The following is a 15,983-nucleotide window of genomic DNA, read 5'->3' as shown; positions in this document are numbered from 1 at the left end:
ATGTCGCAGCGGTGCAACTGGGTAAAAACGGAAGCGGACGCTCACTATCACGATACCGAATGGGGCGTGCCGTCGCACGACGACCGGCACCTGTTCGAGATGCTGATCCTCGAAGGCGCGCAGGCGGGACTGTCATGGTCGACGATCCTGAACAAGCGCGCGGGCTACCGCGCGGCGTTCGCCGATTTCGACGTCGACGCCGTCGCGCGCTTCACGCCGCAACGCATCGAGAAGCTGCTGCAGGACCCGGGCATCGTGCGCAACCGCGCGAAGGTTCAGGCCGCGGTCGCGAACGCACAGGCCGTGCAGCGGATTCGCGAAGAACACGGCTCGCTCGCCAAATTCCTGTGGTCCTTCGTCGATCACGCACCGATCCAGAACGCGTGGCAGTCGTATCGCGACGCGCCCGCGTCGACCGAGCGCTCCGACGCGCTCAGCAAGGCGCTGAAGGCTTACGGCTGCAAGTTCGTCGGCTCGACGATCTGCTACGCGCTGATGCAGGCGACCGGCATGGTCAACGATCATGAGGTCGGCTGCCCGTGTCACGCGCAGTGCGCGGCGCTGGGCGGCAAGCGGCCGACACGCAGGCGCGCGGGCGGATAACGGCGGGCGCGGCCCGGACGGGCCGCGTGCCGGGCCCCGCACCGCTCGCGCCCGCCAGAGCGCCTGAGCGCTGCCCAAAAAGCAAAACGGCGGAGCGGCTTCTTTCGAAGCACGCTCCGCCGTTTTGCGGCGAACCGTAAGACGCTCTTAGTGGAGCTTCTTCGGCAGCATCTGGCTGCGCAGGCGCTTGTGCAGGCGCTTGACGGCAGCTGCCTTCTTGCGCTTGCGGACTGCGGTCGGCTTTTCGTAGGACTGGCGCTCGCGCAGTTCAGCGATCAGGCCATTTTTTTCGATAGCGCGGCGAAAGCGGCGAATCGCCACTTCGAACGGCTCGTTTTCTTTCAGAAGAATCGTCGTCATGTCGTTCCTAAATTGCTTAAACGGTCAAAAACGTAGCGGCCAAGCGCCACGCACCGGCCATCCGGGCGTTCCCACAACAGGCGAAACGAGCGGAAATACGGCCTCGGAGGCCGGAAAAGAGAGGCGGAAAGCACCGCGAGTACGCTTCACAAGCCGCGTGCAGCGCCGCGTTTGACTGCCAGCAAACGTGCCGAGCCGGCACAGGCGTGACAGAAAATCTCAATTCAGCCCGCCATCATATCAGGGAATCACAGAGAAAACCACCCTTTTCACGAGCGCCGCCGACGGCCCTCCGGGGCCGCGGCCGGACGGGCGACTTGACGGTCAGTCGCCCGAACCGTCCGGCGCGCCCGCCGGCCTTGTGTTGGCCGAGGTCAGCGGGGCCGTTCGATCTTTCCGTCCCGAATTTCCTTGAGCAACCCTCTAAAGTTTTCTCCGGATGCCGCCGTCAACCAGGAAAGGCGGCCAGCGCTACTCGCGATAAGCGCAACGCCGAGATTGAAAACCTGCCTCTCACAGGCGTTTTCCCAAACGAGGAAGCAAATGCTGAACATCAACACCAACATCCTGTCGCTGTCGACGCAGACGAACCTGTCGGGCACGCAAAACGCGCTGTCGCAGGCAATCAACCGCCTGTCGTCGGGCAAGCGCATCAACACCGCAGCTGACGACGCGGCAGGCCTCGCGATCTCGACGTCGCAAACGGCAGCGATCAACGCGCTGACGCAAGGCGTGGCAAACGCGAACAACGGCATCTCGATGATCCAGACCGCCAACGGCGCGCTGCAATCGACGATCGACAACCTGCAGCGTATCCGCGTGCTGGCACAACAATCCGGCGACGGCTCGCTGGATTCGGGCGCCCGCGCAAACCTGCAGGCTGAAGTGACGACGCGTCTCGGCGAAATCGACCGTGTCTCGACGCAAACGACGTTCAACAGCCAGACCATCCTGAGCGCTGCCGGCAACGTCACGTTCCAGATCGGCGCGGCAGCGAACCAGACCGTCGCCGTCAACTTCGGCGCAACGGTGTGGAACAGCTCGGGCATGAACGTCAACACCCTGAGCGTCAGCGACCAGACGGCAGCACAGTCGGCACTCACGTCGATCGACGCGGCACTGAAGCAAGTCAACACGTTCCAGGCACAGCTGGGTGCAGCACAGAACACGTTCTCGGCTGCCATCTCGACGACGCAAACCCAGGCAACCAACATGAGCGCTGCTCGCTCGCAGATCACCGACGCGGACTTCGCGACGGAAACGGCGAACCTGAGCAAGGCGCAAGTGCTGCAGCAAGCAGGCATCTCGGTTCTGGCGCAAGCGAACTCGATGCCGCAGCAAGTCCTGAAGCTCCTCGGCTAATCGAGAAGCACGCGCGGCGGGCGGTTCGCCCGCCCGCCTCCGGGCTCGGCGGCGTCGCCATGCGACGCATCGCGACGCCGCCGGAACAGCCCCGAAACGAATTCTCCAGGGAGGCCCGCCTCCCTCTTTGCATTGAACCGCGGCCACCCGCCGCATCGCGCGCGTTGATTGCGCGGACGACCGGAGCAACGGCATGACCACCACCACCCCCGTCAGCAGCGCGGATATCAGCAGCATCCTGGCCCAGGCCGGGCAATCGCTCATCAGTGGCTCGACCAATTCGACGCTCGACGTCAATTCGCTCGTGTCGACGCTGGTTCAGTCGAAGACGGCAGGACAGGCGGCCATCCTCAATGGCAAGCTGACCGCCGACAACACCCAACTGACTGCGATCGGCCAGCTGAAGTCCGCCCTGTCCGCGATTCAAACCGCGATCACCGGCCTGTCGAACGGCAGCACGCTCAGCAGCCTCGCAGCGACGGCGAGCGGCACCGGCATCACGACGACGATCAAGAGCGGCGCCGGCGCCGTGGCGGGCTCGTACCAGGTCAACGTCTCGCAGTTCGCGACCGCCAACAAGCTGACGTCGGCCGGCGTCACGTCGTCGGATACGATCTCGGCCGGCTCGCTGAGCATCACGTACGGCAGCAACCCCGCGTTCAACGTCAACGTGTCGGCCGGCGCGGCGCTGTCCGACATCGCCACGTCGATCAACTCCGCATCGGGCAATTCCGGCGTCACCGCGTCGGTCGTCACGGGCTCGGACGGCCAGCACCTCGTGCTGCAATCGAACCAGACCGGCGCAGCCAATACCATCGCGATCACGGGCACGGGCGTCAATTCGAAACTGACGTCGGGCTACGGGACGACCACGCCGGCCGCCGACGCGAAGCTGACGATCGACGGCACGCCGGTCACGAGCGCGTCGAACAGCGTATCGGGCGCGCTGACGGGCGTCACGCTGACCCTGGCGCCGGGCACGCTCGCGCTCAACACGCCGCAGACGATCACGCTGTCGCAGGACACGTCCGCGATGACGACCGCGGTCAACAATTTCGCGACCGCGTACAGCAACTTCGTGACCACCGCGAAACAGCTGTCGTCCTACGATCCGACGACGTCGAACGCCGGCCCGCTGCTCGGCGACTCGATGCTGACCTCGATCCAGAACACGCTCGCGACGGCGCTCAGCAGCGGCGTCACGACGGGCGGCAAGACCTATTCGCTCGCCTCCATCGGCATCAACCTGAACGCCGACGGTTCGTTGAAGGTCGACACCGCCGCCCTGACCACTGCCCTCACGTCGAACAGCTCGGCGGTGTCGTCGATCTTCAACACGACCAACGGCATCGGCCAGACGCTCAATTCGCTGATCACCGGCTACACGCAGACGAACGGCCTGATCGACCAGCGCACCAAGGCGATCAACGCGGACGTGGCGAACCTGACGAGTCAGCAGACCCGGCTGTCGACCTACGCGTCCCAGCTGACGAATCAGTACAATGCGCAGTTCACCGCGCTGAACACGCTGATGGCGACGATGGCGAACAACACGAAGTACCTGACCCAGCTGTTCGGCGGCCAGAACAGCGCCGGCGCGCTCGCCAACAACAAGTAAGCGCCCGCTGCACCGCACCGACGGAGCCTGACCATGACGACCGACACCCTGTCCCGCGCCCTCGACCTGACCCGCGCCATGCAGTCGGCGACCGACGCGCGCGACTGGGTTCGCGTCGCCACCCTCGCCGACGAGCGCTCGCCGCTGCTGATGGGCCTGTCCAGTGACCAGACGCCGGACGCGCTGGACCTGCTCAGGCAGATCATGGCGATCGACGCGTCGATCACGGAGCAGGCCCATGCGGACCGGAACCGTCTGAGCGTGGAATTTGCGCAGTCCCGCGACCGGATCAAGGCCGCGAGCCTGTACCAGACGACCGGCATGCTGTGACCGGCCGGGCGCCTCGTGCGCCGCGACTTTCGAACCACAAGACGCCGCCAGTCGAGCGGACCGTTGTCGCCGTACCGTCGAGCCGCTTCAATGCGGCTTTTTTTTTGGCTGATCGCGAGAAGTCGTCGACGCACGGGCGGCGCTGACGCCGCCTACTCCCGCCCCGCCTGCTCAACGGCCGCGTCGACCATCTGCGCAAACGCCGTTTCCAGATGACGCGCAAAGCGCGCCGCATCGCACAGCGGCGAGCGCAGCAGGCGCTCGCGCAGCCCCGCGCGCACCGCCGCGAGCCGCGGCAGGTCGCTCGCGAACGCGGCCGCCTTCGCGACATAGTCGTCGTCGTCCTGCGCAATCCATTCCGGCATGTCGAGCGTATGCATGATGCTCTCGCCGATGTGCGACAGGAACCGCTCGCCGCGCCGCGTGACCAGCGGCACGCCCATCCACAGTCCTTCCAGGCTCGTCGTGCCGCCCGGATACGGGAACGGGTCGAGCGCGATATCGATGTCGTTGAACGCGCTCAGGTGCGCGAGCCGCGCCGAGCCGCCGCGCATCGGCAGGCGCTCCGCGGCGATGCCGTGCGCGGCGAACCGTGCGGCCAGGCTCACGCGCAGCGCCTCTTCGTCGAGCTGCGGCGATTTGAGCAGCAGGCGCGACCCCGGCACCGCATGCAGCACGCGGGCCCACAGCGCGATCACCGCGTCGCCGAGCTTGTTCGCGTTGTTGAGGCTGCCGAACGTCACGATCCCGTTGCCGGCGGCCGGCAGCGGTGCGACGGCAAGCTGCTGCTGCGGCGGCGTGAAGCACAGATAGCTGTCCGGCAGCCGCCACGGCCGCTCGACGAAGTGCGTCTCCTCGCCGGCCGGCAGCACGTGACGGTCGCCGATGATGTAGTCGATCTCGGCGATGCCGGTCGTCGCGAAATAGCCGAGCCAGGTCGCCTGCACCGGCGCGGGCTTCCACGCGAACAGCGGCAGGCGGTTCAGCGACGTGTGGCCACTCAGGTCGATCAGGATGTCGATGCCGTCGCGCGCGATCAGGTCCGCCGCGGCCTCGTCGTCGAGCGCGGTGATGTCGCGCCAGATCGCGCAGTGCCGCTTCAGCGCGGCCGTCGTGGCGTCCTCGCGCGACTGTGTCGCGTACGCGGCGAGCACGACCTTCGACGGATCCAGCGCCGCCGCCACGCCCAGCAGGAACACCGTGACCGGATGCGAGCGCAGGTCGCCGGACACGAAGCCGACGCGCAGCGTCCGCCCGCCGGCCGCGCGCGGCGCGTGCCGCCGCGGCGACGCCCGTTCCGCCATCCGCGCGCCGAATTGCATCGCATGGTCGACCAGTTGCGCGGGCGGGCAGCGCTCGATGCTGGCCTGGTAGAACAGGCGGCCCGAGTGCGCGCCGGCATAGGACGGATCGAGCTCGAGCGCGCGATCGTAGCTCGCGAGCCCGGCCTCGAAGTGCCACAGCGTGCAGAGAATTTCCGCGGACACCGCGTGCATGTGCGCGGTCTGGCCCGGCAGCGCGAGCGCGATCCGGCAGCATTCGAGCGCCTCCGGCCGCTTGCCCTGCCGCACCAGCACCTGCGCCAGATTGTGATGAAGCTCGGCACGCTCGGGCGCCGAGGCGATCGCGCGCCGCAGGCTCGCCGCGGCGCCGTCGAGATCGCCCGCGCGGTCGAAGGCGGCGGCCAGGCCGAAAAGGGCGTCGGCGCTGCCGCCCTGCGACGCGCGCGTCAGGCTCTCGATCGCGGGCTCGAGCTCGTCGCGCTCGAACAGCAGGCTCCCGAGGCTGTGATGCGCCAGGTACAGGTCCGGCTGCAGTTCGACCGCGCGCCGGTAGCAGCGCACCGCGTCGTCGAGCCGGCCCTGCGCGCGAAACACGTTGCCGCGGTTGTAGTGCGCGTCCGCGTAGGCGGGCTCGAGCGCGATTGCCTTGTCGTAGGCGCGCGCGGCGGCGTCGAGCTCGTCCTTGTCGCGCAGCGCGTTGCCGAGGTTGTTGAACGCCTGCGCGTAATCGGGGCGCAACGCGAGCGCCTGCGCGCAGCTCAGCATCGCGGCGTCCGGATCGCCCGCGTCGCGCAGCGCATTGCCGAGGTTGCTGTGCGCCTCCGCGTAGTCGGGCTTCAGCGCGACCGCGCGCCGGTAGGCCGCGATTGCGTCGTCGAGCCGGCCGTGCGCGCGCAACATGTTGCCGAAATTGTTCAGGTAGACCGGGTCGGCGCGCAGCGCGATCGACCGCTCCATCAATGCGATGCCGGCGGGAAACTGGCCGATCTGGCAGGCAAGCAGGCCGAGGAAATGCGTCGCGTCGGGCTGGTCGGGCTCGCTGCGGCGAATCGCTTCGTACAACACGTGCGCGTCGGCCAGGCGGCCGGCCTGATGATGCGCGAGCGCCGCGTCCAGTTGCCGGGCGATTTCGCTCATCGCGCGTCCCCGGTGGATGCATCACCCGTCGCGTAGACGTTCCACATGCCGTGCAGCGCATTCTCGAGGTTGCGCGCAAAGCGCGTCGCATCGCACAGCGGCGACGCCAGCGTGCGCTCGCGCAGGGTCGCCCGCAACGTCGCCAGCCGGTCGCGGTCGCGCGCGAACGCGACCGCCTTCGCGAGGTACGCCGCTTCGTCGTCCGCGATCCAGTCGCCCATGCCCGCCGCGTGCAGCAGGCTTTCGCAGATGTGCGTGACGAACCGGCCGCCCTTCATCCCGATCACCGGCACGCCCATCCACAGCGCTTCGGCGGTGGTCGTGCCGCCCGGGTACGGGAACGGGCTGAGCGCGATGTCGATGCGGTTGTACGCGCCGAAGTATTCCGCGCGCGGCGAGCCGCCCTCGAGGATCAGCCGGTCCGCGCCGATGCCATGCCGGGCGAAGCGCTCGAGCGTCGCCTGGTTCAGGTCGCCGGTGCCGAACTCGAACGCCTTCAGCATCAGGCGCGCGTCCGGCAGCGCATGCAGGATGCGCGACCACAGCGCGACGACGTCGTCGCTGACCTTGGTCAGCTTGCCGAAGCAGCCGAACGTGACGCCGCCGTTGGTGGCCATCGGCAGCGGGCCGACCGCGACGTCATACGGCGGCGGCGTGAAGCACAGGTAGCTGTCCGGCAGCCGCCACGGCTTCTCGACGAAGTGGTGCGCCTCGTCGGCCGGCAACGTATGCGCATCGCCGATGAAATAGTCGATCGCGCCGCAGCCAGTCGTCGCGAAGAAACCGAGCCAGCTCGCCTGCACCGGCGCGGGCTTGTGCCCGAAGATCGGCACGCCGCTCCAGTTGGTGTGGCCGGCCATGTCGATCAGGATGTCGATGCCGTCGTCGTGGATCATCTGCGCGGCCTGCTCGCGGCTCATGCAGGTGAGCTTCGTCCAGCTCGCGAAGCCGGGCTTGAGGCGCGCCGTCACGTCGTCCTCGACGACGAAGGTCACGTACGCATGCGGCTCGATGCGCGACCGGTCAAGCCGCGCAAGCACGCTTTCCAGGAAGATGCCGACCGGGTGCTGGCGCAGGTCGCCCGACACGAAGCCGACGCGCAGCGGCCGCCCTTGCGCCTGCGCGACGCGCGCTGCGCGGTCGTGCTCGAACGGGACCGCGTCGCGCGCGAGATACGCACCGTAGCGGCGCGCTTCCGCGACCCACTCGTCGGGCGTGAACGCAGGCGAGCTCGACATGTTGAACATCAGCCGCGCGTACGCGCGATACGGGTCATGGTCGATTGCCGCGCGGAACGCGTCCACCGCGCCGGCAAAATCGCGTTTCGCCCACCGGATGTCGCCGAGCGTCAGCTGGATCTTCACGGGATCGACGCCGAGTTCCCGAGCGATCTCGGAATGCTTCATCGCGTCGTCGAGCTTGTCGAGCCGGAACAGCGCGGCGGCGAGGTTGTGATGCGCGTCGGCATCGTCGGGGTTCAGGTCGATCGCGTGCCGGTGGCTCAGCTCCGCGGCGGCCATCCGGTCGAGGTTGTGATACGCGAGGCCGAGGAAGTTGTACGCGTCGGCCAGCTCGGGATCGAGCTCGATCGCGCGCCGGCACAGCTGCACCGACTGCTCGTGTTCGCCCTGCTGGCCGCGCAGTTCGCCGAGCCGGGCCCACGCCGGCGCATGCGCCGGGTCGATCGCGACCGCCTGCTCGAACAGTTTGCCCGCGTTGTCGAAATCGTTCATGCCGCGCAGCAATTTGCCGAGCACGTAGTGCGCGTCCGCGTCGTGCGGATCGAGCCCCGCACGCGCATGCTCGACCGCGCCGTGCGGATCGCCGGCTGCGATCAGCGTCGCGCTCAGCCCCTGGTGCGCGACGCGGAGCCCGGGCTGCAACGCGAGCGCGCGGCGATAGGCGTCGGCCGCCGCATCGAGCTTGTCCTGCGCGCGCAGCACGTTGCCGAGATTGCTGTACGCCTCCGCGTACTGCGGGTGATGCGCGACCGCCTTGCCGTAGCTCGCGGCCGCCGCATCGTGCTCGCCCAGGTCCTGCAGCGCGTTGCCGAGGTTGTTGTACGCCTCCGCATAGCCGGGACGCAGCTCGATCGCGCGCGCGCAGCTCGTCATCGCGGCCGCCGGGTCGCGCGCATCGCGCAGCGCGTTGCCGAGGTTGTTGTGCGCTTCCGGATAGTCCGGCCGCAGCGCCACCGCGCGGCGATAGTGGGCGATCGCGTCGTCGAGCCGCCCGCATTCGCGCAGCATGTTGCCGAGGTTGTTGAAGTACGACGCGTCCGGCCGCTCGACGAGCGATTGCTGCATCAGCGCGAGCCCCGCGTCGTACTGCTTGAGCTGGCATGCGAGCAGCCCGAGGAAATGCAGCGCGTCCGGCTGGCCCGGCTGTGCGGTGAGGATCGCGTCGTACAGCGCCTTCGCTTCGGCGAGACGCCCCGCCTGATGGTGCGCGAGCGCCGCCTGCAGCGTGTCGTGGATATCGTTCATGCTTCGTTTGTCGTGTCCGTATAGCGTTGCCACATACCGAGGAACGCCGCTTCGAGATGCGCCGCGAACCGGCGCGCGTCGCACAGCGGCGACGCGAGCACCTGTGCGCGCAGCCCGGCGCGCAGCGCGGCGAGCCGCTCGCGGTCGCGCACCGCCGCGATCGCCTTCGCGACGTAAGCGTCCTCGTCGTCCGCGATCCAGTCGCCCATCCCCGCCGCGTGCAGCAGGCTTTCGCAGATGTGCGTGACGAAGCGAGCGCCCTTCATGCCGAGCACCGGCACGCCCATCCACAGCGCCTCGGCCGTGGTCGTGCCGCCCGGGTACGGGAACGGGCTCAGCGCGACGTCGATGCGCTGGTATGCGGTGAAATACTCGGCGCGCGGCGTCGCGCCCTCGAATTCGAGCCGGGCCGCGTCGATGCCGTGCCGCGCGAAGCGCGCGGCGGTCGCGTCGCGCACGCTCGCGCGGTCGAGCTCCTGCGCCTTGAGCAGCAGCCGCGCCGCCGGCAGTTCATGCAGCAGCCGCGACCACGCACGCACGACGTCGTCGCCGATCTTCACGAGCTTGCCGAAGCAGCCGAACGTCGGATAGCCACGCGCCGCCATCGGCAGCGGGCCGACCTCGACGTCGTACGGGGGCGGCGTGAAGCACAGCCAGCTGTCCGGCAGCCGCCACGGCTGCTCGACGAAGTGATGCGCCTCGGCGGCCGGCAGCGTGTAGGCATCGCCGATGAAGTAGTCGATCGCGTCGCAGCCGGTCGACGCGAAAAAGCCGAGCCAGCTCGCCTGCACCGGCGTGGGCTTCCAGCCGAACACGGCGATCCCGCTCGCTTGCGTATGGCCGGCGAGGTCGACGAGGACGTCGATGCCGTCGTCGTAAATCATCCGCGCGGCCGCCTCCGGCGCGAGCCCGGCGATCGAGCGCCAGCCGCATACGTGCGGCTTCAGTCGCGCGGTGATCGCGTCTTCCTCGTCCAGCGTCACGTACACGCGCAGGTCGATGCGCGTGCGGTCGACGTACCCGAGCACGCTTTCCAGGAAGATGCCGACCGGATGCTGGCGCAGGTCGCCCGACACGAAGCCCACGCGCAGCGGGCGCCCTTGCGCGCGCGCAGCCCGCTCGCGCGGATCGTGCGCGTAGCGCGTCGAGCGCGCGGCCAGGTGCCGGCCGTAGCGCCGCGCGTCGTCCAGGTAGTCGGCCGGGCTCACGCACGCGGACGCCGCCGCGCTGAACAGCAGCCGGCCCAGCACTTCCGCCGCGGCGTCGCCGGCGTCGTCGTGCACCAGCGCAAGCGCGTCGCGATAGGCCGGGACCGCCGCGTCGACGTTGCCCTGCGCGCGCAGGATGTCGCCGAGGTTGATGTGCATCGCTGCGCTCGGCGCGCCGGCGTCCAGCGCGCGCCGGCAATACACGAGCGCTTCGTCGAGCCGGTTCAGCTTGAGCAGCACGACCGACAGGTTGTGGTTCGCGCCGGCGTCCGCCGGGTTCAGGGCGACAGCCGTGCGATAGCTGGCCTGCGCGGCGTCGAGCCGCTCCAGCCCGTGATACGCGTTGCCCGCGTTGTTGTGCGCGTCGGCCAGGTCCGGCGCAAGCCGGATCGCGTCGAGCGCATGCGCGAGCGCTTCCGCGTAGCGCATCTGCCGGCGGCGCACGCCGCTGAGGTTCGCGTGCGCGGCCGCCATCGACGCGTCCAGTTCGATCGCCCGGGCATAGTGCGCGGCGGCGCCGTCAAGGTCGCCGATGTCGCGCAGCAGGCCGGCGAGATTGTTGTGGACGCTCGCATCGCCGCTTTGCGCCGCGATGCGCAACGTGGTCAACGCATCGTTCAGCGCGCCCTGCGACCACTGCACGAGGCCGAGGCCGTGACGCGCGGCGTGCAGCCCCGGCTGCAGCGCGAGCGCGCGGCGATAGGCGTCGGCCGCCGCGTCGAGCTTGTCCTGCGTGCGCAGCACGTTGCCGAGATTGCTGTACGCCTCCGCGTACTGCGGGTGATGCGCGACCGCCTTGCCGTAGCTCGCGGCCGCCGCATCTTGCTCGCCCAGATCCTGCAGCGCGTTGCCGAGGTTGTTGTACGCCTCCGCATAGCCGGGACGCAGCTCGATCGCGCGCGCGCAGCTCGTCATCGCGGCCGCCGGGTCGCGCGCATCGCGCAGCGCGTTGCCGAGGTTGTTGTGCGCTTCCGGATAGTCCGGCCGCAGCGCCACCGCGCGGCGATAGTGGGCGATCGCGTCGTCGAGCCGCCCGCATTCGCGCAGCATGTTGCCGAGGTTGTTGAAGTACGACGCGTCCGGCCGCTCGACGAGCGATTGCTGCATCAACGCGAGCCCCGCGTCGTACTGCTTGAGCTGGCATGCGAGCAGCCCGAGGAAATGCAGCGCGTCCGGCTGGCCCGGCTGTGCGGTGAGGATCGCGTCGTACAGCGTCTTCGCTTCGGCGAGACGCCCCGCCTGATGATGCGCGAGCGCCGCCTGCAACGCCTGTCCGATGCTGTCCATCTCGTCCGCCGTGCTCAATACGGATGCGGGTCGCGTCCGAAATCGATCAGCCTGCCGCCGTGCTCGATCATCACGGCCGGCGCCGCGATCCCTTCGCGGGCCATCTCGGCGACGATGTCGCGCGCGCGCCACTGGGTCGGGATGATGATCACGTCGGCCGGCGCGGCTTTCAGCGCATCGCGGAACACGATCTGCTGCCCGGTGCCCGGCACGTAGGTGCCGACCTTGTCGGGATCGGAATCGACGACGAGCGGGAAGCGGCCCGCATCGGCGTCGAAGTGATGGATGAACGCCGCCGCCTTGCCGGTGCCGCCCCAGATCGCGACCCGCCGGCCCGACGCCGCCAGCTCGGCGAGCTGCTGCGCGATGCCCGCGCGATGCTCGACCGTGCGGGCCGCGAAGCGCGCCGCCGCGCCCGCGCGCGCGCGCAGCGGCGCCGGCACGCCGAGCCGGACCAGCGCATAGACGACTTCGCCGTCGTAGCCGTGCGCGAGCGTGACGATCTCGCCGGCGCGCGCCATCAGCGCGCGGAACGATTCGGTCGTGAACTGCGACACGTGCTCGTAGAAGAAATCCGCGAGCCGCTCGGTCTCGAACACGCGGTCGATGCACGGCACCTCCGCGAACAGCCAGCACGGGTTCGGCTGGCTCGCCGCGCCCCACGCGAGCTGCTCGACGAGCTTCGCCGGCTCGGTCAGGTGTTCGAGCACGTGGCGGATCACGATCGCGTCGGGCCGGAATTCGGCCATGTCGGCGAGCGGCTCGAACAGCCGCGCATGGAACTCGATGCCGTTGCCGGTGCCGACGCTCGCGTTCGGATCGAAGCCGATGAAGCGCCCGCCATCGCTCGCCTGCGCGAGGCCGCGCACGAAGTGCGCTTCGCCGCAGCCGATCTCGACGACGGTGGGCGCAGCGGACAGGCTGCCGAGCAGCAGGTCGCGCGTGGCCGCCAGATGGCCCTTCCAGATGCCGCCGTTGTTGAACATCCGGTTCGGATTACTCTGGTACGGAATCGCGTCGTAATGGAAGCGGTGATTCCACACGTGCGAGCACCGCGGGCATTGCACGAACTCGAGCGGGTGGCGCGGCAGCGCACGCGCGCTTGCCGCGGAATCCGGCCACGCGAGCGTCGCCAGCGTGTGCGCGCCGGCGTCGAAGAACGGCGCGGCGACCGCGTGCGCACAGACGGGGCAGGCCGCGTCGATCAGGTCAGGACTCATGCTTTCACCAGGTTGCGGAAGTAGGCGATCGTTTCCTTCAGGCCGTCCTCGAGCTGGACGCCCGGCTGCCAGTCGAGCCGCTGGCGCGCGCGGCCGATGTCGGGCCGGCGCTGCAGCGGATCGTCGGTCGGCAGCGGGCGGTATTCGATGCGGCTTTTCGAGCCGGTCAGGCGCAGCACGCACTCGGCCAGCTCGCGGATCGTGATCTCGCTCGGGTTGCCGAGGTTCATCGGGCCGGTGTCGTCGTCCTGGTCCATCATCCGCAGCAGCCCCTCGACGAGATCGTCGACGTAGCAGAACGAGCGCGTCTGGCTGCCGTCGCCGTACAGCGTGATCGGCTCGCCGCGCAGCGCCTGCATGATGAAGTTCGACACGACGCGGCCGTCGTCGGCGCGCATGCGCGGGCCGTAGGTGTTGAAGATCCGCACCACGCGGATGTCGACGCCGTGCTGCCGGTGATAGTCGAAGAACAGCGTTTCCGCGCAGCGCTTGCCTTCGTCGTAGCACGCGCGCGGCCCGTTCGGGTTGACGTTGCCCCAGTAGCTCTCCTGCTGCGGATGCTGCTGTGCGTCGCCGTACACCTCGCTCGTCGACGCCTGCAGGATGCGTGCGCCGCAGCGCTTCGCGAGGCCGAGCATGTTGATCGCGCCGAGCACGGCCGTCTTCACAGTCGACACTGGGTCGCTCTGGTAGTGGACCGGGCTCGCGGGGCACGCCATGTTGAACACGCGGTCCGCCTCGACGTACAGCGGCAGCCACACGTCGTGACGGATCACCTCGAAATTCACGCGGCCGATCAGGTGCGCGACGTTCCGCTTGCTGCCGGTGTGGAAGTTGTCCACGCACATCACGTCGTGGCCGGCGCTCACGAGGCGCTCGCACAGGTGCGAGCCGAGAAAGCCCGCGCCGCCGGTGATCAGGATCGAGGCGCCGTTCACGCGGCGGCTTCCGGCGCGGCTTCGACGTGGCGCGCCCACATGCCGTGCAGCGCGTCCTCGAAGTGGCGCGCGAAGCGGGGCGCATCGCACAGCGGCGACGCGAGCAGCTGCGCGCGCAGCGTCGTGCGCAGCACCGCCAGCTCGGCGGGCTTGCCGATCTGCGCCACGGCCTTCGCGACGTACGCGTCGTCGTCGTCCGCGATCCATTCGGGCAGGCGCGCCGCGTGCAGCAGGCTCTCGGCGATGTGCGACAGGAAGCGCTCGCCGCGCCGGCACAGCACGGGCACGCCCATCCACAGCGCTTCGGCGGTCGTCGTGCCGCCCGGGTACGGGAACGGGCTCAGCATCAGGTCGACGCGCCGGTACGCGGCCAGGTACTCGGCGCGCGGCGAACGGCCTTCGAGGATCAGGCGCTGCGCGTCGATGCCGTGCGCCGCGAAGCGCTCGGCGAGCGCCTGCTGTTCGCGCGGATCGTCGAGATGCTCCGCCTTCACGAACAGCTTCGCGCCCGCGACCGCCTGCAGCACGCGCGACCAGACCGCGACGACGCGATCGGTGATCTTCGCGAGCTTGCCGAAATAGCCGAAGGTCGGATGGCCGTTCGCGAGCATCGGCAACGCGCCGACGTCGATCGCATCGGCCGGCGGCGTGAAGCACAGATAGCTGTCCGGCAGATGCCACGGCCGCTCGGTGAAATGCGCGGCCTCGGCGGGCGGCAGCACGTAGCGGTCGCCGATCACGTAGTCGATCGCGCGCACGCCGGTGCTCGCGAAGTAGCCGGGCCAGCTCGCCTGCAGCGGCGCCGCCTTCCACGCGAACAGCGGCAGGCGGTTGTAGATCGTGTGGCCCGCCGCGTCGAGCAGCACGTCGATGCGGTCCGCGCGAATCCTTGCGGCGGCCGCTTCGTCGCTCAGGCCGGCGATGCAGGTCCACGTCGAGAAATAGGGCTTGATGCGGGCGGTGACGTCGTCCTCGACGTCGCGCGTCGGGTACGCATGCATCTCGACCCGGTTCGCATCAAGATGCTTCAGCATGCTCTCGATGAAATAGCCGACCGGATGCGACTTCAGGTCGCCCGACACGATGCCGACCTTGAGCGGTCGCCCGACGCGGGCGGTCAGGTCGACGAGCCAGTCCGTCCACGGCTTCGCGCGCCGCGTGACGAGTTCGTCGTAGCGCGCGGCCTCGGCGAGATACGCGTCGTGGTCGAACGCCTCGCTGCAGTGGCTCGCGAACAGCAGGTTGCTGCGCGGCTCCGGCAGGTCGGGACGCAGCGCGACCGCGTGCTGGTACGCCTCGAGCGCGGCCGGAATCTCGTTCAGGTCGAACAGCGCGTTCGCAAGGTTGTTGTAGGCCTGGGCGTTGTCCGCCTTCAGCGAGATGGCCTTGCAGAACGCATCGACGGCCGCGCGGGCGTCGCCGGCGAGCCGCTGCGCGTTGCCGAGGTTGTTGTACGCGTCGACGTAGTCGGGCCGCAGCTCGGTCGCGAGGCGGAAGCACTCGGCGGCGGCGGAATGGCGGTTGTCCGCCTGCATCACGTTGCCGAGGTTGTAGTAGTAGATCGCGTCGGGCTTGATCTCGATCGCCGCCATGATCAGGCTGGACGCCTCCTGATAGCGACCGTACTGATGGCCGATCAGGCCGAGGAGGTGAAGCGCGTCCGCATGCCGGGGATCGATGTCGAGGATCTGCCGGTACAAGGTCTCGGCCTCTTCGAGCCGGTCGGCCTGATGGTGCGCCAGCGCGTGTTCGATCGTGGCGGTGGCGGGGGAAATGGGCATCATGAGATCTGTCGTCCTGCTAGCCAATACGGGGTTCGAAACGCGGCCGGCGCCGCGTTCGATAAGGTCCTGAACCCTCTCCAGTCGACGGGCGCAGGTGAGTCGGTCACGTCGGCGGCGCGTCATCCGGTCGCAGTACCGCAAGGCCGGGGTGCGGCGCCACGCACGGACAGTCTCCGACGTGTCCGAATTCTCTCCGCGCGCATCGCGTTCCAATCCGGCGATCAGGCGCCGGAATTGGTCGTAATTCCCGCGACTGCAAGCCCGCCGAAAACCGCGCCGAACGCCCGCGCATCCATCGAAATGCGGGGTGAAATGGGCCGCTAATCCGACATTCGATCCTGGCGGCGGTCGATAGACTTGATCGTAG

11 protein-coding genes are annotated in these 15,983 nt (G+C 68.9%); 4 read left to right on the top strand and 7 right to left on the bottom strand.

All coding sequences use genetic code 11. The annotated features are described in order from the left end of the window. On the top strand, positions 1–603 hold the full coding sequence (locus B7P44_RS01060; protein ID WP_084899707.1) for a DNA-3-methyladenine glycosylase I: 603 nt from the start codon (positions 1–3) through the stop codon (positions 601–603). 147 nt (positions 604–750) lie between these two features. Here B7P44_RS01060 and rpsU read toward each other — a convergent pair whose 3' ends face one another. After that, on the bottom strand, positions 751–963 hold the full coding sequence (gene rpsU / locus B7P44_RS01055) for a 30S ribosomal protein S21 (protein ID WP_006401410.1): 213 nt from the start codon (positions 961–963) through the stop codon (positions 751–753). Between the two features lie 543 nt (positions 964–1,506). Here rpsU and B7P44_RS01050 point away from each other — a divergent pair. The 3 genes from B7P44_RS01050 (at position 1,507) to B7P44_RS01040 (ending at position 4,273) form a co-directional block, all read left to right on the top strand. Beyond that, a complete protein-coding gene (locus B7P44_RS01050) occupies positions 1,507–2,325 on the top strand; it encodes a flagellin domain-containing protein (RefSeq protein ID WP_084899704.1) in 819 nt (272 codons plus the stop codon). A gap of 193 nt (positions 2,326–2,518) precedes the next feature. Then, complete coding sequence (gene fliD / locus B7P44_RS01045) at positions 2,519–3,943, top strand: flagellar filament capping protein FliD (protein ID WP_084899701.1); 1,425 nt, start codon at positions 2,519–2,521, stop codon at positions 3,941–3,943. 33 nt (positions 3,944–3,976) lie between these two features. Further along, positions 3,977–4,273 (top strand): flagellar protein FliT, encoded by a 297-nt coding sequence (locus tag B7P44_RS01040; RefSeq protein WP_084899699.1) that lies wholly within the window; start codon positions 3,977–3,979, stop codon positions 4,271–4,273. Positions 4,274–4,425: 152 nt separating this feature from the next. Here the strand turns inward: B7P44_RS01040 and B7P44_RS01035 are convergent, their stop codons facing one another. Genes B7P44_RS01035 through B7P44_RS01010 form a run of 6 tightly spaced genes read right to left on the bottom strand, consistent with a single transcriptional unit; the run spans position 4,426 to position 15,616 of the window. Next, positions 4,426–6,693 carry a tetratricopeptide repeat protein gene (locus tag B7P44_RS01035; RefSeq protein ID WP_084899696.1) on the bottom strand — a complete coding sequence of 756 codons (2,268 nt, stop codon included), beginning with the start codon at positions 6,691–6,693 and terminating at the stop codon, positions 4,426–4,428. After that, on the bottom strand, positions 6,690–9,179 hold the full coding sequence (locus B7P44_RS01030; RefSeq protein ID WP_084899694.1) for a tetratricopeptide repeat protein: 2,490 nt from the start codon (positions 9,177–9,179) through the stop codon (positions 6,690–6,692). The genes B7P44_RS01035 and B7P44_RS01030 overlap by 4 nt, the downstream gene beginning before the upstream one ends. Further along, complete coding sequence (locus B7P44_RS01025) at positions 9,176–11,674, bottom strand: tetratricopeptide repeat protein (protein ID WP_084899691.1); 2,499 nt, start codon at positions 11,672–11,674, stop codon at positions 9,176–9,178. The genes B7P44_RS01030 and B7P44_RS01025 overlap by 4 nt, the downstream gene beginning before the upstream one ends. A 14-nt stretch (positions 11,675–11,688) precedes the next feature. Further along, positions 11,689–12,894 carry a methyltransferase domain-containing protein gene (locus B7P44_RS01020; RefSeq protein ID WP_084899688.1) on the bottom strand — a complete coding sequence of 402 codons (1,206 nt, stop codon included), beginning with the start codon at positions 12,892–12,894 and terminating at the stop codon, positions 11,689–11,691. Beyond that, complete coding sequence (locus B7P44_RS01015) at positions 12,891–13,832, bottom strand: UDP-glucuronic acid decarboxylase family protein (protein ID WP_193834334.1); 942 nt, start codon at positions 13,830–13,832, stop codon at positions 12,891–12,893. The genes B7P44_RS01020 and B7P44_RS01015 overlap by 4 nt, the downstream gene beginning before the upstream one ends. Beyond that, positions 13,829–15,616, bottom strand: a complete 1,788-nt coding sequence (locus tag B7P44_RS01010) for an O-linked N-acetylglucosamine transferase, SPINDLY family protein (protein WP_084899683.1) — start codon at positions 15,614–15,616, stop codon at positions 13,829–13,831. Before B7P44_RS01010 ends, B7P44_RS01015 begins: the two co-directional genes overlap by 4 nt. Between the last annotated feature and the right edge of the window lie 367 nt (positions 15,617–15,983).

It is taken from the genome of Burkholderia ubonensis subsp. mesacidophila, assembly GCF_002097715.1.
GTDB lineage: Bacteria > Pseudomonadota > Gammaproteobacteria > Burkholderiales > Burkholderiaceae > Burkholderia > Burkholderia mesacidophila.
Note: the sequence above shows the minus strand (reverse complement) of the source record. Positions and strands in the feature narration are given on the sequence as shown.